This window comes from Gulosibacter chungangensis (genome assembly GCF_008831155.1).
In the GTDB taxonomy this organism is placed as follows: Bacteria; Actinomycetota; Actinomycetes; order Actinomycetales; family Microbacteriaceae; genus Gulosibacter; species Gulosibacter chungangensis.
Genome location: NZ_WBKB01000007.1, coordinates 54981 through 76661 on the forward strand (window position 1 = coordinate 54981; position 21681 = coordinate 76661).

16 protein-coding genes are annotated in these 21681 nt (G+C 62.2%); 7 read left to right on the forward strand and 9 right to left on the reverse strand.

What is annotated here, in order from left to right:
• Positions 1 to 12 precede the first annotated feature (12 nt).
• From cydC to F8O05_RS11180, 3 genes are read right to left on the reverse strand one after another with little or no spacing between them, the layout of a single operon-like run.
• Positions 13 to 3564: a thiol reductant ABC exporter subunit CydC gene (gene cydC / locus F8O05_RS11170; RefSeq protein ID WP_192497147.1), complete on the reverse strand. Its 3552-nt coding sequence runs from the start codon at positions 3562 to 3564 to the stop codon at positions 13 to 15.
• A gap of 47 nt (positions 3565 to 3611) precedes the next feature.
• On the reverse strand, positions 3612 to 4679 hold the full coding sequence (gene cydB / locus F8O05_RS11175) for a cytochrome d ubiquinol oxidase subunit II (RefSeq protein WP_158052833.1): 1068 nt from the start codon (positions 4677 to 4679) through the stop codon (positions 3612 to 3614).
• Between the two features lie 28 nt (positions 4680 to 4707).
• Positions 4708 to 6333, reverse strand: a complete 1626-nt coding sequence (locus tag F8O05_RS11180; protein WP_225735870.1) for a cytochrome ubiquinol oxidase subunit I — start codon at positions 6331 to 6333, stop codon at positions 4708 to 4710.
• A gap of 225 nt (positions 6334 to 6558) precedes the next feature.
• Here F8O05_RS11180 and F8O05_RS11185 point away from each other — a divergent pair, with 225 nt between their 5' ends.
• Positions 6559 to 6918, forward strand: a complete 360-nt coding sequence (locus F8O05_RS11185; RefSeq protein ID WP_158052918.1) for a BlaI/MecI/CopY family transcriptional regulator — start codon at positions 6559 to 6561, stop codon at positions 6916 to 6918.
• A gap of 7 nt (positions 6919 to 6925) precedes the next feature.
• Complete coding sequence (locus F8O05_RS11190; protein ID WP_158052834.1) at positions 6926 to 7951, forward strand: M56 family metallopeptidase; 1026 nt, start codon at positions 6926 to 6928, stop codon at positions 7949 to 7951.
• 30 nt (positions 7952 to 7981) lie between these two features.
• Here the strand turns inward: F8O05_RS11190 and lepA are convergent, their stop codons facing one another.
• Positions 7982 to 9826, reverse strand: coding sequence for a translation elongation factor 4 (gene lepA / locus F8O05_RS11195; RefSeq protein WP_158052835.1), 1845 nt, complete (start codon positions 9824 to 9826; stop codon positions 7982 to 7984).
• Positions 9827 to 9950: 124 nt separating this feature from the next.
• On the opposite strand from lepA, the gene F8O05_RS11200 reads away from it, so the two are divergent.
• The 4 genes from F8O05_RS11200 to rpsT all read left to right on the forward strand — a co-directional run bounded on the left by F8O05_RS11200 (position 9951) and on the right by rpsT (position 12671).
• Entirely contained in the window at positions 9951 to 10394 is a 444-nt protein-coding gene (locus F8O05_RS11200) for a PTS sugar transporter subunit IIA (RefSeq protein ID WP_158052836.1), read from the forward strand.
• Positions 10395 to 10418: 24 nt separating this feature from the next.
• Positions 10419 to 10694: a PTS sugar transporter subunit IIB gene (locus F8O05_RS11205; RefSeq protein WP_158052837.1), complete on the forward strand. Its 276-nt coding sequence runs from the start codon at positions 10419 to 10421 to the stop codon at positions 10692 to 10694.
• Between the two features lie 46 nt (positions 10695 to 10740).
• Positions 10741 to 12261: a PTS ascorbate transporter subunit IIC gene (locus tag F8O05_RS11210; protein WP_158052838.1), complete on the forward strand. Its 1521-nt coding sequence runs from the start codon at positions 10741 to 10743 to the stop codon at positions 12259 to 12261.
• Between the two features lie 143 nt (positions 12262 to 12404).
• Positions 12405 to 12671 (forward strand): 30S ribosomal protein S20, encoded by a 267-nt coding sequence (gene rpsT, locus F8O05_RS11215; protein ID WP_158052839.1) that lies wholly within the window; start codon positions 12405 to 12407, stop codon positions 12669 to 12671.
• 148 nt (positions 12672 to 12819) lie between these two features.
• Here rpsT and F8O05_RS11220 read toward each other — a convergent pair whose 3' ends face one another.
• Complete coding sequence (locus tag F8O05_RS11220) at positions 12820 to 13518, reverse strand: NUDIX hydrolase (protein WP_225735871.1); 699 nt, start codon at positions 13516 to 13518, stop codon at positions 12820 to 12822.
• A 69-nt stretch (positions 13519 to 13587) separates the two neighbouring features.
• Entirely contained in the window at positions 13588 to 14616 is a 1029-nt protein-coding gene (gene holA, locus F8O05_RS11225; protein WP_158052840.1) for a DNA polymerase III subunit delta, read from the reverse strand.
• Positions 14617 to 14773: 157 nt separating this feature from the next.
• Here holA and F8O05_RS11230 point away from each other — a divergent pair, with 157 nt between their 5' ends.
• Entirely contained in the window at positions 14774 to 15952 is a 1179-nt protein-coding gene (locus F8O05_RS11230) for an acyl-CoA dehydrogenase family protein (RefSeq protein WP_158052841.1), read from the forward strand.
• 7 nt (positions 15953 to 15959) lie between these two features.
• Here the strand turns inward: F8O05_RS11230 and F8O05_RS11235 are convergent, their stop codons facing one another.
• The 3 genes from F8O05_RS11235 to leuS form a co-directional block, all read right to left on the reverse strand.
• Positions 15960 to 18269, reverse strand: coding sequence for a ComEC/Rec2 family competence protein (locus F8O05_RS11235; RefSeq protein WP_158052842.1), 2310 nt, complete (start codon positions 18267 to 18269; stop codon positions 15960 to 15962).
• Complete coding sequence (locus tag F8O05_RS11240) at positions 18266 to 18973, reverse strand: helix-hairpin-helix domain-containing protein (protein ID WP_225735872.1); 708 nt, start codon at positions 18971 to 18973, stop codon at positions 18266 to 18268. The genes F8O05_RS11235 and F8O05_RS11240 overlap by 4 nt, the downstream gene beginning before the upstream one ends.
• 102 nt (positions 18974 to 19075) lie before the next feature.
• On the reverse strand, positions 19076 to 21589 hold the full coding sequence (gene leuS, locus F8O05_RS11245; protein ID WP_192497148.1) for a leucine--tRNA ligase: 2514 nt from the start codon (positions 21587 to 21589) through the stop codon (positions 19076 to 19078).
• Positions 21590 to 21681 lie beyond the last annotated feature (92 nt).

Here is a 21681-nt window from a genome sequence, read left to right on the forward strand (position 1 = left end):
GCGATAACGGTATCAACCCCGGGCAACGGCCACGCCGAGGCCCACAAGCTCAGCGTCCGAAGCGGCCCCGGACATCGGCAATTGCAGCTGGATATCGCCGGGTTGCTGTTCGGTGAGTCGATGGGTCACACAGACTACCGCGCGATCCGCAAGCGCGATCCGCAGGTCACGCATGAGCGATTGAGCGGCTTCCTCGTCAAGGTGCGCGGTTGGTTCATCGAGCAGGACTACCGGTGCCTTTGTCAGGAGTGTGCGAGCGATTGCCACGCGCTGCCGCTGACCGCCCGAAAGCCAACTGCCGTCAGCGCCAATCCGCGTGTCGAGGCCATCGGCGAGCGAGTCAAAGAACTCACCCAGCCCGACCAGTTGCAAGGTGGACTCGAGTTCCTGATCCGTGGGGCGATCTGCCGAGGGTCTTGCCAGCACCAGATTGCCGCGCAGGGTGGAGTTAAACAGGTGGCTCTCCTGTGGGCACCAGGCAATGTGCCCCGCGGTATCGGCGAGGACTCGCTGCCCGTGGATGAGGACTTGCCCACCTCGCGGCGGCAGGTGCCCCATGACGGTTGCCAGCAGCGTGGATTTTCCTGAGCCGGAAGGTCCGGTCACGGTAAGCCACTGGCCTCGTTCCACGGTGACGCTGAGCTGTTCAAAGACGGCTGCTGATTGTTCGGGCCATTGCCCGGTCACGGCCGCTAGGACCAGGGCGGGCTGTGACTGGTTAGGAGCGCTGTAGGAAGACACCGGGTTAGGCTCGAGCGCCTCTTCGGAGGAGTCTCCAGCCTCGTCCGCGACCGAGACACCAAGGACTCGCTGCACGGAATCGAGCAGCAATTGCAGTCGTGGCCATCGCTGCACCGCCGTCACACCGTCCGTCATTGGCTCGATCAGGGCGAGCATCCCGAGGGCGAAAGCGGTCAGGAGCTTGGCATCCGTGCTCGGGGTGACCCCGCCCGGCGACCACGCGGTTGCGGTGAGCCACAATACGGCGCTGATTGTGGCCGCGACAATCAGTCCATGTGCCGCACCCCGCACCCACGCGCTGCGGCACGATAGCCGCATTGCTTCGACCTCGAGTTCGGCAAGCTCACGAAGCGGAGCGGTCTCCACGCGGTGTACCGCGATCTCCGGGCCAGCTTCCACCAGGGCGGTGAAGCGCTGCGACAGTCGAGCGCGAGCGTGTTCCTCGTCGCTCGTCAGTCGACGGTCCGCAAGCCGGATTAGCGCGGGGGCCAGCAGCAGCGCCACAATTGCGAGCAGCAATACGGGCGCAACCGCTTCGGGCAGCCAGATCGCCGCAGCGATCACCAGGGCAGCAAGCGTTGCCGCGGAGACCAGCTGTGGGAGGACGACGCGGGGTAGTTCATCCCGAATCGCGTCGACCTCGCGCACGAGCAAGTCGAGTGCCGCGGGGCCGGTGCGCAGCCGCTTGAACCGAAGTGCGGTACTCGCCAGTGCATCCCAGAGTCGCCGGCGAAGTTGCCCTGCGAGTCGGAACACGGCGTCGTGAATCTGCAGTCGTTCGAGGTAGCGCAAGACCGAGCGTCCGATGCCGAAAAAGCGGACCCCAACGATTGCCACCATCAATAGCAGGATCGGTGGCTGTTCGGCGGCACGCACGATGAGCCACCCGGAGATCGAGGTCTGGGTGATGCCAAAGATAACCGCCGCAACAGCAAGGAGTGTGCCAAGCGCGAAGGCCCAGCCCGCGGGCTTCAGCAGTCGGAACAATTGCCACAAGCTCGCCCTTGGCGACTGCCCGACGGTTCCGTCTTCCAACGCATCCGGTCGCTGCCCGCTATCGCCATCGGTTTCGAGTTCGCCGAGAACCGGTGCATGATCGTGCGCCGCGGCTCCCAGCTTGTCTGGCTCACTACTCGTGTCCATCTCCAAGCGCATGGTTCCCTCCGCCGCGGCACGCGTGAGTGGGATGCGGTGATCGCACATTGCGTGCACGATTGGGGCGTGCGAGGCAAGGATCATGGTTGCTTTGCCGCGTCGACGTGCGATTGCGGCACGAACAAGATCCGCGGAGTGCCCGTCGAGGTGCGCGGTCGGTTCGTCGAGGAGCGCCGTGGTGGCGCCCGCGTCGATCCGCAGGAGTGCTCTGGCAATCGCGAGCCGCCGGAGTTCTCCCGGGCTGAGTGCGTGCGGCGGGGTCGTTTCTGGGTCGGTGACGGTGGCCGAAAGCCCAAGCTCGTCCAGCATCCGTTTGGCCGCCAGGCGAGCTTCCTGAGTTGTCGACCCGGGGTCAGTCGTGCCCACAAGCCGAGCGTGGAGTACGAGTTCATCGAGCACGGATTCACCGAAGGCGTGGGGGTGCTGCGGTACCCATGCCAGCCGCTGCGGATCAATCCCCGTGATGTTGCCGCTCACAAGCGGCGAGGGTTCCCCGGGTTCAGTGCTCCCGAGCTTGCCCGCGAGTGCGGCAAGGATCGTGGTCTTGCCGGTGCCACTCGCGCCATCCAAAAGCGTCATCGTGCCGGCCGGGGCGGTGAACGCCAGGTGTTCAAACAGCGGTGCTCGACCGAGAAAAGCCACGCGGAAGTCGGTGGCACTGACGGCCTGCGGTACTCCGGCAGCCGTGGTGGATTCCGCCGCATCCCACAGTGGCTCAGGCAGCGGGCTTTCGCGTACCGCTTGCACGCGATCGAGTGCCGCGACACCGTCTTCCGCCGAGTGGTAGGCCGATCCGGCCTGGCGAAAAGGCGCATAGCAATCGGGAGCGAGGATCAGCACCAACAGGCCCACCTCGAGATCAAGACCACCGTAAACCAGCCGCACCCCGATAAATACCGCGATAACCGCCATCGAGATGGTCGAGATCAATTCCATCGCGAGCGAAGACATGAACACAGTTCGAAGCGTGCGCATCGTCCGCTGTCGGTATTCGTCCGAGAGTCGCTCCAGCGCACCAACTTGATCGCGCACGCGCCCGAGCCCGACGAGCACCGGTAGCCCGCGCGCGAGTTCCACGAGGTGCCCAGAAAGTCGCAGCAACGAGTCCTGCGCCTGATCCACGGCATCCCGGGTCACAAAGCCGATGAGGATCATAAAAAGCGGGACAAGTGGAATCGTGAGCACAATGATCAGCGCGCTCAGCCAATCGGCGAAGAGGATCCGCACGATCAGCACGAAGGGGATGATCAGGGCAGAGACCAGCGCTGGGAGAAAGGTCGTGAAGTATTCGTCGAGATCGTCTACCCCGCGGGTGCCGAGGGTTCCGAGAGCGCCAGTGGAGTTGTCGCTGCCGCGGAGTGCTCGCTGCGCGAGTCCGCGACGAATTTCGATCTTGCTCGCCGTGACCGCGCGCGCCGAATAGATGCGATTCGCCCAGGTCGCGCCCGCACGCAACACGACCCCAGCGAGCCCCAACCACAGGAATCCGAGGTCGAAGGCCGCGCCGGCAAATACCCCGCTAATCGCGCGGGCAAGGGCCTCTGCCACCAGCACGAAACCAGCCGCATTCATCGCGGCGACCACGGCGAGCACGCTCAGCGCGCGCTTACCGTCCCGCCCGAGCCCGGCAATCGGCGAACGGGACTGCCGCAGCCGGGTCTTGGTCATGGTGCTCAGTCGTTCGGATTCCGGCTGAGCCGATGGTGTCGTTGTGGTCATGCAGTCTGTTCGGTCTCGCGGTAATTGCCGGATGCGCTGGTCTCAGCGACGGCGGGAACAACCTCGTGTAGCGGTGGGATGTGCTTGGTCGCGAGTCGTTTGGAGAAGATCCGGTAGCTCCACGCCTGGGTCACGATGACCGCCGGGATACCGAACAGGGCGACCACGCTCATTACGGCGAGGGTGTACTCGCCGCTGGCGGCATTCCATACGGTGAGGTTAAACGCGGGGTCAATCGTGGAAGGCAGCACCACCGGGAACACCGCCACAAAAATCGCGGCGACACCGAAGGCAAGGAACACCGCCATCGCGAGGAATCCCGCCTTGGAACGCTTCAGGCCCGTGAGCCAGTAGGACGTAACCAGTGCGACGGCCGCAACCACGACGAATGCCCAGGTCAGCGCATCCCCCGACTGCACCTGCACCCAAATGACCCAAGCCAAAAGCGGCAGGATCAGTAGCGGCGTCCAGCGCAGCACGAAGGTACGTGCGCGATCACGCATGGGGGCGTCGGTTCGCAGCATCAGGAAGACCGCACCATGAATCAGGCTAAAGCCGACCACGCCGAGGCCACCGATGACGGCGGGAACGCTCAGCCAGGCCCAAACTCCGCCGACCCGGTCACCGTTGTCGTTGATCGGTAGGCCCGTGGTGGTGATCGCAAGCATCGCGCCGACCGCAAAGGAGGCAATGAGCGAAGCCACTGCCATCAGCACGTCCCAGGTCTGAGTCCAGCGACCCGTGTGGTGCTTACTGCGATATTCAATCGCAACGGCTCGCACAATGAGTGCGAAGAGCACGATCACCAATGGCACATAGAGCCCCGAGAACAGGGACGCGTACCAGTACGGGAATGCCGCGAAGGTCATCGCACCGGCGGTAATCAGCCACACCTCGTTGCCATCCCACACTGGGCCGATGGTGTTGATGAGCACTCGACGTTCGGTTGGGGTGCGAGCGAGCCCAAATAGGTGCATCAGCACGCCCAGGTCGAAGCATTCAAGCAGCAGGTACCCGAACCACAGCACTGCGATGACGACGAACCAAATAGTAGGTAAATCCACGTTGTCTCCTCAGATCTTGGGTTGGGGCCTAGAAGGCGAAGTCAAGGACATCGTCACGGCGTGACTTGTCCGAGTCGTCGGCATCCTCCGGGCGGTCTGCCTCGTCATCAGGTCGAGTCGCCTTCGCTGCCTGTTCAGTTTCGGCAGCCATTTCCGGCATAGCGCTCGCAACACCACCTCGCACGTAGTTCCGCATCAGGAAGATCTCGACAATCAGCAGCACACCGTAGACCAGGGTGAACGCGATCACGCTAAAGAGCAGCTCTCCCGCCGAGACCCCCGGCGAAACCGCCGCCGCCGTGAACATGAAGATGCCGTTGGTTTCTTCCGGGTTTGGCACCACCACGAAGGGTTGGCGCCCCATTTCGGTGAAGACCCACCCGCTCGAGTTCGCGATGAAGGCCAGCGCAATGGAAGCGAGGGCGGCTCGCATCAGCCATTTCGACAGCGGCACCGTGCCCTTGCGGGTCAGCCACAGGGCAAGCGCACAGGCGAATGCGGCCACGCCACCGAATCCGATCATGATGCGGAAGCCCCAGTAGGTGACCTCCACGATTGGCAGGTAGTCGATTTCTTCGCCGGCACGGTCGCCGTACATCTCGTCGTCGGGGAGGTTCGTGCCGTACATCTCCTCGTACACCGGCAGGAGTTCGTTAATGCCGGGCACCTCAGTGGTGAAGTCGCCCTTCGCGAGGAAGGACAGTACGCCCGGGATCTCCAGAATTGGGGTGATGTCGTCACAGTCCTTCGAACCGAGACTGCCGACGCTCAAGACCGAGAAGGATGTACCCGTGTGGCAAGCGCCCTCGGCACTGGCCATTTTCAACGGCTGCTGCTCGTACATGAGCTTGCCAAGCACGTCGCCGGTACCAAACAGCCCCAGGAACGCGACCAGCCCCAGCACACCCGCCAACCGCAGCGAACGCAGCCAAACCTTGTGGTCGAGCTTGTCGCGACCGACGATCTCCGGTGCCGAACCGACGATGACGTGACCCTTCGCATCCACCGTGTCGATACCGTCGAAGCGGCGACGCCACAGGTGGTAGAAGGAAATCGCGACCACCAGACCCGCGGCCACGGAAAGCGCCCCGAACAGTGCGTGCGCATAGGCGGCAAGCGCGGTGTTATTCGTAAGCACTGCGAAGACATCGGTCATCACCGCACGGCCGTCAACGAGTTCCACGCCAACCGGATGCTGCATCCAAGAGTTCGCGACGATGATGAAGAAGGCCGAGAGGATGCTCGCGAATACCGCGCTGGCAAGGGCGAGGAGGTGGATGCGCTTATTCAGTCGCTTCCAGCCGAAGATCCACATCCCGAGGTAGATGGACTCGAAGAAGAAGGCAAGCAGGCTTTCCATCGCCAGCGGCGCACCGAAGACGTCACCGACGAAGCGGGAGTACTCGCTCCAGGCCAGTCCGAATTGGAACTCCTGGACGATACCGGTGGCCACGCCCATGATGAAGTTGATGACGTAGATCTTGCCCCAGAATTTCGTCATGCGCAGGAACATCTCGTTCCCTGTGCGCATCCATCGCCACTGCCAGAACACGAGCATGGGGCCGAGACCGAGCGTCAACGGAACCATCCAGTAGTGGTAAATGGTGGTGATGCCAAATTGCCATCGAGCGATCAGCACGGGATCGAGTTCCACGCGGTTCCTCTCTTTCTGCGCCAGCCCGCAAGTTCTCTACCAAACCTCAGGCAAAAGTCTTGGCTCCGACCGCGTTCTGTTCTACGCTGTGTCGAAGACGTTTCTATTTCTACAGCAAATAGAACTGGATTTCTACGTGGCGTAGAAGTTGCGCGAGTCACGGTGATCGCAGCACCGTGAACAGCAGCGCTCGGAAGAAGGAGTTCGACAGCAGTGGCACGAAACATGGGTGAGTTGGAAAAGCGACTCATGGAGTTGCTGTGGCAAGCGCAAGCCCCGCAATCAGCGATCGAGCTTCGCGACCAACTCGACACCGGTGAAACCGGTGCCAACGGAAAGCCGTATCCGGCGATCACCACCGTACTTACGGTGCTGAGCCGACTCGAAAAGAAGCAGCTCGTCTCCCGCGAACGGGATGCTCGACCCCACCGCTATCAGCCGGTACGTTCCCAGGCTGACTACCTGGCCGATCTCATGCACGAGGCGCTCGCCACCAGCGGCCAGCGCGACGCCGTCCTCGCTCGTTTCGTTGGGCGCGTTGGCGACGGCGAAGCAGAGCTGCTGCGAAAACTGCTCGCGAAGTAATCACTCAGTGCTACCGCTGTCAATCGGACTGGCGGCGCTCGCGGTAACGCTGGCGTGGCCGGTGCCGATTGCGCTCTCGCGCGCCGAATGGACCACCCGCTCCCCCGCCATCACCCTCGTGCTCTGGCAAACCATCGCCCTTGCGGGTGGTTTTTCGATGCTCAGTTCATTGCTGCTGTTTGGGCTCGCACCCTTTGGTGATTCCCTCGCTCCCGCAATTACCAACTTCTTGGGGCGGACCTTCGACGGCAGCCTCTGGGTGGGTGACTTTCCGCACGGATTTGGCTTTCCGCACGCCGGGGCGCTGTGTTTGGCGGCGTTGCTATTCGCGCATCTCATCTTGAACCTCATCACGACCACCACGCGCACCATTCGTCAGCATCGACGACACCGCCAGCTCATCGAACTGCTCAGCACGCCGGTTCCCGGCCAATACAACACCCGCCAAATTGCCGCTGACGCCCCTTTCGCCTACTGCCTGCCGGGGCTGATGACCGATATGACCGTCGTTTCGGAAGGGCTTGTCCGCCAGCTCACCGACGAGCAACTGGATGCCGTGATTGCCCACGAGCGCGCCCACCTGGAGCAGCGCCACACGGTCGTACTGACGGTGTTTGCGGCGTGGGCAAACGCGCTGCCGTGGTTCCCCATTGCCAACCGCGCGCAGCAGTCGATTGCACTGCTCATTGAAATGCTCGCCGACGATCTCGCATTACGGCACGTCTCACGCCAAGCGCTGATCGAGGCGGTTCAAGTTGTCGCGCTCGGACAGCAAACCTCGCCGGGTGCTGCATTGCACGGCGAGGTCAACACGCGTGCAGTGCGGACCGCGCAGCACACGGGCAGTGCGCCGGAGAGCTGGCTGCGTCGCATGGTGAAACTGCTGTGGGCCGCACCGCCGATAGAAAATCCAGTGGGACGGCGGGTGGAGCGACTCTTAGCCGCTCCACAACCGCTCGAGGTTGGGCCGCGCGTGCTCGTCCTCGGCGGCAGTGTTCTGCTGCTCGCAGTGCCGCCTCTGACAATCTTCTAGCGCCGCGGCACTGCATGCGCGTTGCTCGGCCTACTTGCCCTTGGTCTCCACGTCACCCGAGAGCGCGGCAATGAAGGCTTCCTGCGGCACTTCGACACGACCGACCATCTTCATGCGCTTCTTGCCTTCCTTCTGCTTCTCCAGCAGCTTGCGCTTACGCGAAATGTCACCGCCGTAGCACTTAGCAAGCACGTCCTTGCGGATCGCGCGGATGTTCTCACGAGCAATAATGCGCGCACCAATCGCCGCCTGAATCGGCACCTCAAACTGCTGCCTTGGGATCAGCTTGCGCAGGCGCTCGGCCATCATGGTGCCGTAAGAATAGGCGTTGTCCTTGTGCACGATCGCACTGAACGCATCCACCTTCTCGCCCTGCAGCAGGATGTCGACCTTGACGAGGTCAGCAGCCTGATCGCCAACCGGCTCATAGTCGAGCGAAGCGTAGCCCTGGGTGCGCGACTTCAGCTGGTCAAAGAAGTCAAACACAATCTCACCCAGCGGCAGCGTGTACCGAAGCTCGACGCGCTCTTCCGAGAGATAGTCCATCGAAATCAGGCTGCCGCGACGAGACTCGCACAGTTCCATCACCTTGCCGATGTATTCCTTTGGCACCAGGATGGATGCGCGCACGACGGGTTCGCGCACCTCGGTAATCTTCCCCTCCGGGAACTCCGAGGGGTTAGTGACGTGGTGCGTATTGCCGTCTTCGGTGACGACGTCATAGGTCACCGAAGGGGCCGTGGTGATGAGGTCGAGGTCGAACTCGCGCGAGAGTCGCTCGGTGATGATCTCCAGGTGCAATAGGCCGAGGAACCCCACCCGGAACCCAAAGCCAAGCGCGACCGAGGTCTCCGGCTCGTAGAGGAGCGCCGCATCCTCGAGCTTGAGTTTGTCGAGTGCTTCGCGAAGCTCCGGATAGTCACCCGCATCAATCGGGTAGAGCCCCGAGTACACCATCGGCTTCGGCTCAACGAAGCCAGCGAGTGCGTCAGTGGCTGGGTTCTTTGCCGCGGTGACGGTGTCACCCACACGCGATTGCCGCACATCCTTCACGCCGGTGATGAGATAGCCCACCTCACCGACGGCGAGCCCCTTCGCGGTGCGCGGTTCGGGTGCGGAGACTCCCATTTCGAGCAGATCGTGGGATGCACCCGTCGAGACCATCTGGATCTTCTCGCCGTTGCGCAACTTGCCGTCGATCATTCGCACGTACGTCACCACGCCGCGGTACGTGTCATAGACCGAGTCGAAAATCATGGCGCGAGGGGCTGCATCCAGCTCACCCTTTGGCGCGGGTAACCGATCCACGATGACATCGAGCAGCTCTTTCACCCCGTCGCCGGTCTTCCCGGAGACGCGCAGGACATCCTCTGGCTCGCCACCGATGAGGTTGGCAATCTCCGCCGCGTAGCGCTCGGGGTCGGCCGAAGGCAGGTCGATCTTGTTGAGCACGGGGATGACTTCGAGGTCGTTCTCGAGCGCCAAATAGAGGTTCGCGAGCGTCTGAGCTTCAATCCCCTGGGCCGCATCCACCAACAGAATTGCACCCTCGCATGCCGCGAGCGACCGGGATACCTCATAGGAGAAGTCCACGTGGCCGGGCGTGTCGATCATGTTGAGGATGTAGTCCTCACCCTCGATATGCCAGGGCATGCGCACGGCTTGCGACTTGATGGTGATCCCACGCTCGCGTTCGAGATCCATCTTGTCGAGGTATTGGGCCCGCATGACGCGATCCTCAACGGAACCCGTCAGTTGCAGCATTCGGTCAGCCAGGGTGGATTTCCCGTGGTCAATGTGAGCGATGATGCAGAAGTTTCGGATGCGCTCGGCGGGAGTTTCGAGCGGCTGCAAGATTTTCGGCGTGTTCGGCATGGTGTCTGTCATTGTCCCACGAACTGAGACATGAGTAAGCAACGCACAACAAGACCACTGATTTTCCTATTACTGAAGTAAACTTGACCCTAATTATCCCAGATCAATCGCGAATAGGACGACCATGTCCGACGATGTCCTTCCAGCATCCGCAATCCGATTCAACGCCGAAGCGAGTAACTGGCAACAAGCCATCACGATCAGTGGTGATCTACTCGTCGAAAGCGGCGCCACGACAGAGGACTACACCGCAGCAATGGTGCAGACCGTCGAGGAGCTTGGCCCCTATATGGTCATCGCCCCGGGGTTCGCACTCGCGCACGCAAGACCCTCTGAAGCGGTACACCACACTGGTCTGAGCTGGGTCACCCTCGCCCAGCCGGTGGAGTTTGGTAGTGAGGCCAACGACCCGGTCGACCTCGTGGTTGGCCTCGCCGCGCTCGACCACGACTCACACATTCAAGTGATGTCGAAACTGGCTCGCGTGTTGGCGACCCCGGAAGTACTCGCGCGGCTACGCGCATCCAACGACCCCGAAGAGATCCGCGCAGCCCTGCTCGGTGAATAGCGGGAACAGTAATTAAGGAGCAGCATGAAAATCATCGCAGTGTGTGGCATGGGTATCGGCACCTCGGTACTCCTCAAAATGAACATCGACCAGGCACTCGAAACCCTCGGCATTGAGGGCGACGTCGAGGCCGCCGACATTTCCTCGGCTCGCGGCGCGGCGGCAAGTGCCGACCTCGTCATGACCAGCAGCGAACTCGTAGAGCAGCTGGGCGACATCGACACCCCGATCATCGTGGTCGACAACTTCGTCGACCAGGCCGAGGTGCAAGAAAAGCTCCAGCAGGGGCTGAACCTGTAACCATCCCGGCGCCGGTGAGTTGCGCCAGAAAGTAAAGGTGATCAAGGTGGACTGGCTAGTCGTCATTCTTGAATTCATCGGACAACAGATTCTGAACGTGCCGGCGTACCTCGTCGGCATCATCGTCGCAATCGGCCTTATCGCACTCAAAAAGAGTGCCGGCCAAGTCATTGGCGGGGCGCTCAAGGCCACGCTTGGCTTCCTGATTCTGGGAGCTGGCGCGGGCGTTGTCGTAGCAGCCCTCGACCCGCTCGGCGGACTTGTGCTCGCCGTTACCGGCGCCGAAGGGGTGGTCCCCACCAATGAAGTGATCACCGCAATGGCAGCCGAGCAATTCGGCGCCGCGAGCGCCTATATTCTCGCGATCGGGTTTGTGCTCATGCTGCTGATCGCCCGCTTCACGCCCCTGAACTACGTCTTCCTCACCGGACACCACATGGTATTCATGGCCATGATGTTGGCCGTGCTGCTGTCGATTGGCTTCGGCGCGGAGAACCTGTGGCTCTCGGTCATTGTCGGCGCGGTGCTGCTGGCAATCATGATGGTTGTGATGCCGGCCTTTGCGCAGCCGTGGACGAAACGAGTCACGGGCAATGACACCATCGCAATCGGACACTTCGGGACGGTCGGGTACATCGCTGCAGGTGCCGTCGGTCACGCAGTTGGAAAGAATTCCAAATCCACCGAAGACATCAAATTCCCGAAGGGTTTGGCGTTCCTTCGGGATTCAATGGTCGCGACCGCACTGTCGATGGTGCTGATCTACCTCGTGTTCGCGATCTGGGGACTCATCGCCCTTGGCCCCGACGCATATCAATACATGCCCGGTTCGGAAGACGGCGGTGCGTTCATCATGAATGCGCTCATGCAAGGTCTGATGTTCGGTGTGGGTGTTTCGGTCATCCTCTACGGTGTGCGCACCTTCCTGGGTGAGCTGATCCCGGCTTTCCAGGGCATTGCGAAGAAGGTTGTGCCAGGAGCCAAGGCGGCTCTGGATATCCCGATCGTGTTCCCCTACGGCCAGAATGCCGTGCTCATCGGCTTCATCTCCTCCTTCGTCGGTGGCTTGGTGATGCTGCTCGTGCTGGCGGTTTGGCTGGGCCCGGCCTTCGGCCTCGCGCTCATCCTGCCCGGCATGGTGCCGCACTTCTTCACCGGTGGTGGTGCCGGCGTCTACGGCAACGCAACCGGCGGTCGTCGCGGTGCGGTGCTCGGTGGTTTCGTGAACGGTCTGATCATCACGATCTTCCCGGCCATCCTGTACCAGGTCATGGCAAGTGTGGGCCTGACCGGGTCGACCTTCGGCGACGCCGACTTTGGTTGGTTCGGCTCCCTCATCGGTTTGTCCGTCCAAGTCGATTCGGTGGCCGTTGGTGCCGTCCTCGCGCTCGTGATTGGTCTCGTGCTGCTTGTGCTTGCTATTCTTTGGCAGGTCCGGGTGGTCAACAAGGGCTGGATCCCGGGCGAAGCGCATCAGCAGTTCGTGGATGAGCAGCGGGCAGCAGTGAAGGCTGCGGAGAAAGCCGCGGCCGAACAGGCGAAGAAGTCCCGAGCCTCGGAGAATTGATCACGGAAATGCGTTGCATCGGGCTGGGGTACTGGTAAGATTTTGCTTTGGCTTACGCGTACCCCACTCGACGCGATGCGCCTCGCGGTCCCTCTACCCGCAGGGCGTGAAGTTCATATTTCATTTCCAGGAAAGATTTAACGTTGGCAAACATCAAGTCGAAGATCAAGCGCATTGGCACCAACCGCAAGGCAACCGAGCGCAACCGTGCGTACAAGTCGGAGCTGCGCACCGTCATCCGCAACGTCCGCCGCGCAGTTGAGGCTGGCGAGGTAGAGCAGGCACAGACCGCTCTCGCACTCGCTTCGAAGAAGCTCGACAAGGCAGTCTCGAAGGGTGTCATCCACAAGAACCAGGCGAAGAACCGTAAGTCGGCAATCGCCAAGCAGGTTGCTGCGCTGAGCAAGTAAAGCTGAGCAAGTACACAGGTACTTTTCGGTGGGGCCCCGGTCACTGTGACCGGGGCCCCACCGTTTTCCCATTGCGGCAGGTGTGTTTTCACGTCTCCGCAGACGGGTTTTTCATTTCCGGGCCGAATCTAGAGATCCTCAACCGCGATTAGCTGCGACCAGGTTTGACCGGGAATTCCCGTTCGCGCGACCAGGGTTCGGCCCAGCCGACACCGTCGAAGATGCTCGATAACAGCATCCCGGTGAAGCCCCACACAATGTCGCCACCAAACCGCGCCGGCAGCTGGAAGGCTGCCCCACGGAATGTGCGGGATTCGTGTTGCAGCACCGATACTCCCCGCGCTGCCGGGTTCAAGAGGTCTGCTACTGGAACTCTCATCACCTCGTGCGATTCGCTTTGATCGGCACGCACCGGGCTTGTCCTGCGCCACCAACCAATCACCGGGGTGACGAGGTTATTGCTCACCTGCATATAGGTCGGGGTGAGTGTGCCAAGTATGTCCACGCCCGCGGGGTCGAGCCCGGTTTCCTCTTCTGCTTCGCGCAACGCGGTCGCAATTTCATCGGCGTCACCGGGTTCTGCGCCGCCGCCTGGAAACGCGATCTGCCCCGGATGATGGCGCATGTGCGCGGCCCGGCGAGTGAGCAAGACATCGAGGTCATCCGAGACACTGCTGCAGTGCGCCTCGGCATCGACATCATCGAGCTCGCCAAAGAGTATTAACACGGCAGAGTGTCGCGGCGATTCGCCGGATGTCGGTAGCCCCTGGGACGAGTAGTCAATACCACAGGTGCGCTCGAGGCCCTCTTCGAGCTGGATGCGTGCGGCTGGCTTGCTGATGGTCACTCCCCCACCATAATTCCCCGGGCGTCAACGACGGCTGCGGCCTCCGACCTGCGGCGTGGCTGCACCGAGCTACGCGCGGCTGAAATCCCTCGAGGCGACGCAGCGCACGAGCCGCTCGACGGCGTACTCCGGCGACCGCGAACCACCTTTCACGAGGTGATCGGTTTCGGCCACAAGCATGATTGCGTTTGCAAGTTCTGGCTCGCTCCAACCGCGAGATTCTCGACGGGCCTGGCCGATCTGCCAGGGTGCACCGCCGACGAGCTTGGCGACCTGCGCATCCGAACCGCCGAGACCGTAGACCTTTGCCATCATCCGCAGTTTCATGGCGAAGGCGGCGACGATCGGTACCGCATTGAGTCCGGTGTCAAGGCCCGACCGCACCAACAGCAAGGCCTCAGCGAGACGCCCGGCGATCGCGCTGTCAGCGATCTTGAACCCGGTGGTCTCGACGCGGCCACCGTAGTAGCGCTCGACGAGTTCCGCGGTGATATCCTCATCACCGGAGACGCTCATCAGCTGTCGGCACGCCGCCGCAAGCTCGGCGAGGTCGTTGCTGAAGGCCGCGACGAGCGCCTGCACCGCCTGCGGTTCGGCACGCCGCCGCTGCGAGCGGAACTCCGCCATCGTGAAGTCAAAAAGTTCATTCGCTTTAAGTGCGAGACAGGGAATTTCGATCGCATCCGGCATTGCGCGGACGGTATCGAGCAGCTTTTTGCCGCGCACTCCGGAGGCATGGCGAAGAATGAGGGTGGTGCCTTCAATGGGCGCTTCGACGTAGGCCAATGCTTCCTGCAAGAACGCATCCACCGTCTGATGCACCCGGTCGGCGATCACAAGTCGCGGCTCCATAAATAGCGATGGGCTCACCAGAGTCGTAAGTTCACCTGGTGCATAAGAAGAAGCATCCAGTTCGTGAACCTCGAGCGATGGGTCCTCGGTGCGCAGGATCGTTCGCAGTCCGGTGATCGCTTCGGATGCGAAGAAATCTTCGGGCCCCGAAACAAGCACCACCGGTGCCGGTCGCACCTCACGCCAATGCACCTGCGGGATGCGCGATTTTGTGCTCGCCTTGCCGCGCCCCTTTGTTGCTGCCACTTGGCCTCCTAACCGACCTCAATGGTACGGGAGGTGCCGACATCATCGGATCGCTATCCACACTGGGACTCACCAAGAATGTCCGTGGCTTGTGGCACGCTTGAGACAAGGCACAGTGAGCGTCGTAGCTCGCTGCAGGACGCGAGGGGGCAGCAGGATGAACGATCGGGTTTTCGACGCCGCAAGCGACTATTACGATCTGTTTTCGGATGTCACGGGTGAGGATGCTGCGGCTTGGGCCCGTGCTCGCCAGTTCGGCGCAGAGATCCTGCCGAGCATCAACGATCACTGGCAGCACGGCGAGTATCCGCTGGAGTTTGTTCGCCGGATGGGTGAGCTGGATCTGTTCATTGACGGTCTCGATATTCCCGGTCACGCGAAGCTTTCGCCGCTCGGCGCGGGGCTCGTGACCATGGAGCTGTCACGAGCGGACGGTTCTATGAGCACGGTGCTGGCGGTTCAGGGTGGGCTGGCGCTGCGCTGCGTGATGCTCTATGGCACGCCGGAACAGCAGGCGAAATGGGCAAGCCCCATCGCATCCGGTCGAGTACTCGGGTCGTTCGCGTTGACGGAGCCACAACACGGTTCGGATTCGGTGAGCCTCGAAACTTCCGCTCGGCGCGAGGGCGATGACTGGATTATCAACGGCGAAAAACGTTGGATCGGCAACGGTAGCTCGGGCGGTGTGACCGTAGTCTGGGCCCGCGCATCGGATACCGGCGAGGTCAATGCCTTCCTCGTGGAACAAGACCTGCCCGGGTATGACGCCGAACGCATCCGCGGAAAAGCTGCGATGCGCGCGATCGATCAAGCCGCGATCACCTTCCGTGATGTGCGGGTGCCGGAGTCGGCCCGGCTCCCCGGTGCAACGTCCTTCAAGGACACCACCCGCGTGCTATCAGCCACCCGCAGCAGCGTTGCCTGGTCGGCACTGGGGCATGCCACCGCCTGCTTTGAGATCGCACTCGAACATGCCAAGACCCGCGAGCAGTTCGGCCGACCCCTCGCGAAATCGCAGATTATTCAGCAGCGGCTCGCCAATATGTCGATGCAGCTGACGACCATGCAACTGCACTGCCGTCGGATCGCTGAGCTCGAACGCGAGGGCAAGCTCGATGCGACCCGCGCATCCATGGCGAAAGTGAATAACACCCGGCTCGCGCGAGCCATCGCATCCGATGCCCGCGACATGCTCGGCGGCAACGGCATCCTGCTCGAACGGCACGTGATCCGGCACCTGCTCGACATCGAAGCTATCCACACTTACGAGGGCACCGACACGGTGCAGTCGCTGATCGTGGGCCGCCAGCTCACGGGGATGAGCGCGTTCGTATAGGTCGGCACTACTCGTCTACCGAACCCGGCTTCGAGACCCAAACGCGCAGGGCATCGCCGTCGCCAAAGACCGCGAGGTGGCCCTGGGTGTCGGTCCTAAAGTGAGTTGTACCTGCGGCGGTCAGCATGTCGAGTGCTTCTTCGGTGGGATGGCCGTAGCCGTTTCCCGCACCGACGGAAATCAGTCCGACTCGGGCGGCAATGAGTGCGTAGAGCGCCGCGTTTTGGTCGCGGGAGCCGTGATGAGAGACCTTGACGATATCGGCGGCCACCGGCAGCTCAAGAAGTGGTGCTTGCGCAGATTCTCCGAGATCGCCAAGCGCCACCAGACTGAGACAGCTACTCGTGCAGGATGCGGTGGGCTGTGCCAAGACCGTGAGACTGGAGTCATTGCCAGTCGCGGAGGACGGTGCCCCGTCAGCTTTCCGTTCGGGGCTCAGCACCTGCCAGGACATATCTCCCAGCGCCAACGAGTCTCCTCGTGCGCCGAAATACACGGCAATCCCCGCAAGCTGCAGCGTGGCGGTGACGGGTTCCGCCCGGGCTTCGTTGGTGTCGGGGAGCCAGGCTGCGGTGACGGGGATGCGCAAATCGGCCACGGCACCGGAATGGTCGCGATCGAAATGGCTGAGGATGAGCAGGTCTAGCTGATCGACTCCAAACTCAGCGAAGCATGCGTGAAGTGCCTCAGCATCCTCACCGGTGTCGATCAACACGGTTGCGTCCCCACTGCGGACAAGGAGTGCATCCCCCTGCCCGATATCGCACGCGACCACTCGCCAATCTGTCGGCCGCTGGAGCATTGCAAGAGTCGATTGGGTGATGACGATCAGCAGTGAGAAGCTGAGGCCGACCACGATGGCTTGCTTCCAACGGATTGGCACGCGCTTGGGTGCAAGTAATGCGAGTGCGGTACAGAGCACGACCCAGCTCAATACTCCAAAGGTTCCTGAGAACCACGGCACCGCGGCGCCCGGAAGGCGTTCCACAGTCTGTGCGATGAGTGCGATCCATTGGGCGGGTAACCACGCTACCCACGCGACTGCCAAACCTATTGGCGGTACCAGGGCGCCAATGAGGCAGGCAAATAGCCCAACCACGGTCGCGACAGGAGCGGCGGGCGCGGCAAGTAGATTCGCAATGACGCCGTAAACGGGAAGCCTTGGATCGAGCATCAGCAGGATGGGCTGACAGGCCAGTTGTGCGACCAACGGCACGGCAATGAGCAACGCTATCGACGGCGGCAACCAACGTTCAAGCCATTTGGCGACCGGACGAGTGCCGATCAGCAGGCCCGCGGTGGCTGCTGCGGACAGGGCGAACCCGTAGTCGTGGGAAATCCAGGGGTCGGCAACCAACAAGGCGATCACCGCGAGCCCCAACACGGGCACACCCGATACCGGCCTTGAGAAGCTTTCCAATGCGAGCACGATCACGGCCATCGCAGCGGCCCGAATCACCGAGCCTTGGGGAGTCACAAGCAACACAAACCCCGCGAGCGCGAACCCCGCGGCGGCGATTCGCACCGGTCGAGACCAGCCGAGTAATCGTCCGAAGGCGACGATTCCGATCACGATGAGCGCGATATTCGAACCGGATACAGCGGTCAAATGAGACAGTGAGCTCACTTTCATGGCTTGATCCAGTTGGTCGTCCACGAGGGATTCGTCGCCCACGGCAAGACCGGGAACGAGCATGGCGCCCGCTCCGGGAAGCTGCTCTGCGAGCGCAATAAACCCGGCCCGCAAGGTATTGCCGACTTCAAGAATGGGATGCGGGTGAGCGAAAAGTTCAGGGGTTTCGTTTGCGAATGCCATCGCCACAACATCGTCCCCGGTGGCCGTCGGCTTGAGCGTCGTCTCCACCACCATCTCCGTGCCAATTCCGGGACGTTCCTCCGGCAGTTCCGCGAACACCAACACCGGGGCTTGCGTGGTGACGCCGTCGATTGCGGTGACCGTGGCGGGAAGCCGATGCCCATAACTCCCCTCACGGGGTAACCCCGCCAGCACAAATCGCAGTTCCACGCGATCTCCGGAGTCCAAGGCAGCAGAGATGACTTCGGGCACGCGCGCTTCAGCTCGAACCGAGACCGTGCCCGTTGCCAATGCCGCGGCGGCAGCGACCACGCAGACCGTGGCGAACCACGCTCGCCGGCGGATCAAGAGCATGGCGAGCAATGTCACCGTCAGAAGCACGACGGTGAGGGCCATCGCGGCGCTGGGAAACTCCGTTGCCAGCCAAGCTGCGAGCCAGGCACCAACCGCCGGTAATACCAAGCGCCAGTCCGGCGCTCGCTCCCAGGTGACGGTGCTCATACGGTGACGAGCGGTTCGAGTTGCTCGAAGGTCGCATCCCCGATGCCGCTGACTTCTTTCAGCTCATCGATCGCAGAAAAGCCGCCGTTGGCGTCTCGATAGTCGATGATTCGCTGGGCCATCGCCGGGCCAATTCGAGGCAGGGTCTCGAGTTCTGCTGCGCTCGCGGTGTTGAGGTTTACGAGGCCACCGTCACCCGCCCCGCTACCGTTCGCGCCGCCATTTGCGCCGCCGTTTGCTCCCGGTTCGGCGGCCACCCCCGGAGCTTCGGGTGGTGTCTCGCCCACCTTGGGGACGTAGATTTGTTCCCCATCGACGGCGGGACGCGCAAGGTTGATCTGCGCCGTATCAGCATCATCCGCTAGACCCCCTGCCGCCGCAATCGCGTCGACAACTCGAGCGTCAGGCCCCAGTTCGTAGACACCGGGTGATTCCACCGCGCCGAGGACATGCACCAAGGTTCCCGCAGCGGGCACGTCCATGGACACTTCTGGCGCAGCGGTCGGAGTTGGTGTGGCGAGGCCGGCTGCCGCGGGAACGCCCACTGCAGAGCGCGGCTGCAGAGCGAGCATCAGCACCACGATCGCGCAGGCGACTAGCCCCAGCACCACCGCAGCGCCGGCGCTCAACTTCCAGCGCGGGCGCTGCGGATCTGCAAAGAGCTGCGCAAGCTCCTCGTCGCTGACCTTAATGTTCTCGTCCACGCGGGCAATGTAGCGAGCGTGCGGGTGGCAGCGGTGAGTGACTCAAGTCAGCTGTGGATAGGTAACTTTCCACAGCCGCAAAGCACGCCAGGAATCGAGCAGCTAGCCCTTCACGACCACGTTCACGAACTTCGGGGCCTTCGCGATGATCTTGACGACCTGCTTACCCTCGATATTGCGCTGTGCACCGGCAGTTTCGAGGGCGAGCTTCTTGAACTCTTCCTCGTCGATGTCCGGGGCAACGTCGAAGGAGTCACGTACCTTGCCGTTAATCTGCACGATGGCCGTCACCGAGTCTTCCACCAGCAGCGCCGGGTCCGCGGTCGGCCACTCAACGAGCGCCACCGAAGGTTCGTGCCCGAGCTGCTGCCACATGTCTTCGGCAACATAGGGCGCAAACATGTCGAGCATTATCGCGACCGTCTCGGCAGCCTCGCGCACGGCAGGATCCGCCGCACCCACGCCACCGTCAATTGCCTTGCGGGTAGCGTTCGTGAGTTCCATCAGCCGCGCGATAATCACGTTGTACTTGAACGTCTCACCAAGCTTCGGCACCTCGTCGAGGATGCGTGCGGTCACCCGGCGCAGCTCCAGAGCCCCCGTGGTGAAGTCCACGCCAGGCTCAGAAGTCACGTCATGCGCAAGTCGCCAAGCGCGGGCGAGGAACTTGCCGGAACCTGACACCGACACGTCGGCCCAGTCCACGTCCTCCTCGGGAGGCGAGGCGAAGAGCATCGTGGTGCGCACCGCATCCACACCGTGTTCGTTCAGCTCGTCGCCGAGCTTGACGAAGTTACCCTTCGACTTCGACATCTTCGCGCCATTGAGCACCACCATGCCCTGGTTCAGCAGCGCGCTGAACGGCTCGGTGAAGGAGACGTAGCCGAGATCGTAGAGCACTTTGGTGATGAAGCGCGCGTAGAGCAGGTGCAGAATCGCGTGCTCGACACCACCGATGTACTGGTCGACCGGCGCCCACTTCTTCAGCTCTTCCTGGTCGAAGGGCTCGGCATCGTTATTCGGCGAGAGGAAGCGCAGGAAGTACCAGGAGGAGTCCACGAAGGTGTCCATGGTGTCGGTGTCGCGCGTTGCCGGGCTGCCATCGGGCAGCGTCACGGTCTTCCACTCGGTCGCAGCTCCCAGCGGCGAAGAGCCCTTGGGCTTGAGGTCGAGTCCCTCGCCGTCAGGCAGGCGCACCGGTAGCTGTTCTTCGGGCACCGGGATTTCGTTGTCCGCTTCGTCGTAGACGATCGGGATGGGCGTACCCCAGTAACGCTGGCGGGAAATCAGCCAGTCGCGCAGACGGTAATTCTTAGCCGCGCGACCGGTGCCGCGCTCAGCGAGAATCTCGATTGCCTTCGCGATCGCGTCGTCCTTGGTGAGCCCGTTGAGCTCTTCCGAGTTAATCAGCTGGCCGTCGCCCGCGAGCGCCACCCCGGTGACTGCCGGGTCGTATTCGACGCCCTCTTCAACCTCGGTGGGCTCAACCACAATCTTGATCGGCAAGTCGAAGGTGCGCGCGAAGTCGAGGTCACGCTGGTCGTGCGCGGGCACAGCCATGATCGCGCCGTGACCGTAGTCGGCGAGGACATAGTCTGAGGTCCAAATCGGCAGTCGCGAGCCGTCAAGCGGGTTGATGCCATAGCGCTCAAGGAACACACCCGTCTTCGGGCGGTCCGCGTTCTGGCGGTCAATTGCGCCCATCTGCTGGGTGTGAGTGAGGTACTCGCGGAAGCGCTGCTGAGTTTCCTCGGAGGCACCTGCGGCGAGTTCTTCAGCGAGGTCGCTATCGGGAGCGACCACCATGAAGGTCGCACCGTAGAGCGTGTCGGGGCGGGTGGTGAACACCGAAACCGGCTCATCCCGGCCCTCAATCGCGAACTCCACATCGGCACCGTAGGAACGGCCAATCCAGTTGCGCTGCATCGTGAGCACCTTGTGGGGCCACTTCCCCTCAAGCTGGTCGAGGTCCTCGAGCAGTCGGTCGGCGTAGTCGGTGATCCGCAGGAACCACTGCGTCAGCTTCTTCTTGACGACCACCGCACCAGAGCGCTCACTCGTGCCGTCCGCAAGCACCTGCTCGTTCGCGAGCACGGTCTGGTCGACCGGGTCCCAGTTGACGCTGGATTCCTTGCGGTATGCCAGCCCCTTCTCGTACATCTTGAGGAAGAGCCACTGGTTCCACTTGTAGTACTCCGGGTCGGAGGTGTGCAGCACTCGGTTCCAGTCGAAGCTCGCGGCGTAGCGGCGCATCGAGTCGCGCTGCTGGGCGATGTTTTCGTAGGTCCATTCACGCGGTTCGCCACCGCGCTTAATCGCGGCGTTTTCCGCCGGCAGACCGAAGGAGTCCCAGCCAATCGGGTGCAGCACCTGAAAACCGCGGTGGCGCCAGTAGCGCGCGACCGCATCGCCGAGCGCGTACTGCTCCGCGTGCCCCATGTGCAGATCACCCGAGGGGTACGGGAACATATCCAGCACGTACTTGCGCGGGCGATCGTCCTCGAACTTCGAGGTATCAAAGGGGTCGAGCTCGTCCCAGACCGGACGCCACTTCGCCTCTAGGCGGCGAAAATCGTAGGTCTCTTCGGGTTGGACGTCGTCTCGTTCAACGGTCACTGCAATTCTTCTTTCGACAGAAAAGTGGCGTTCGAAAGGTAAGCGGCTTTCGACAAGTGCGGATGCAACCTATCCAGTTTAGCGAGGTGACG

Bases quoted from the DNA above. Each gene is read 5' to 3' on its own strand.
- lepA (WP_158052835.1), bottom strand. From the start codon at position 9,826: ATGCCGAACACGCCGAAAATCTTGCAGCCGCTCGAAACTCCCGCCGAG.
- F8O05_RS11200 (WP_158052836.1), top strand. From the start codon at position 9,951: ATGTCCGACGATGTCCTTCCAGCATCCGCAATCCGATTCAACGCCGAA.
- F8O05_RS11205 (WP_158052837.1), top strand. From the start codon at position 10,419: ATGAAAATCATCGCAGTGTGTGGCATGGGTATCGGCACCTCGGTACTC.
- F8O05_RS11230 (WP_158052841.1), top strand. From the start codon at position 14,774: ATGAACGATCGGGTTTTCGACGCCGCAAGCGACTATTACGATCTGTTT.
- cydC (WP_192497147.1), bottom strand. From the start codon at position 3,564: ATGACCAAGACCCGGCTGCGGCAGTCCCGTTCGCCGATTGCCGGGCTC.
- F8O05_RS11235 (WP_158052842.1), bottom strand. From the start codon at position 18,269: ATGAGCACCGTCACCTGGGAGCGAGCGCCGGACTGGCGCTTGGTATTA.
- F8O05_RS11185 (WP_158052918.1), top strand. From the start codon at position 6,559: ATGGGTGAGTTGGAAAAGCGACTCATGGAGTTGCTGTGGCAAGCGCAA.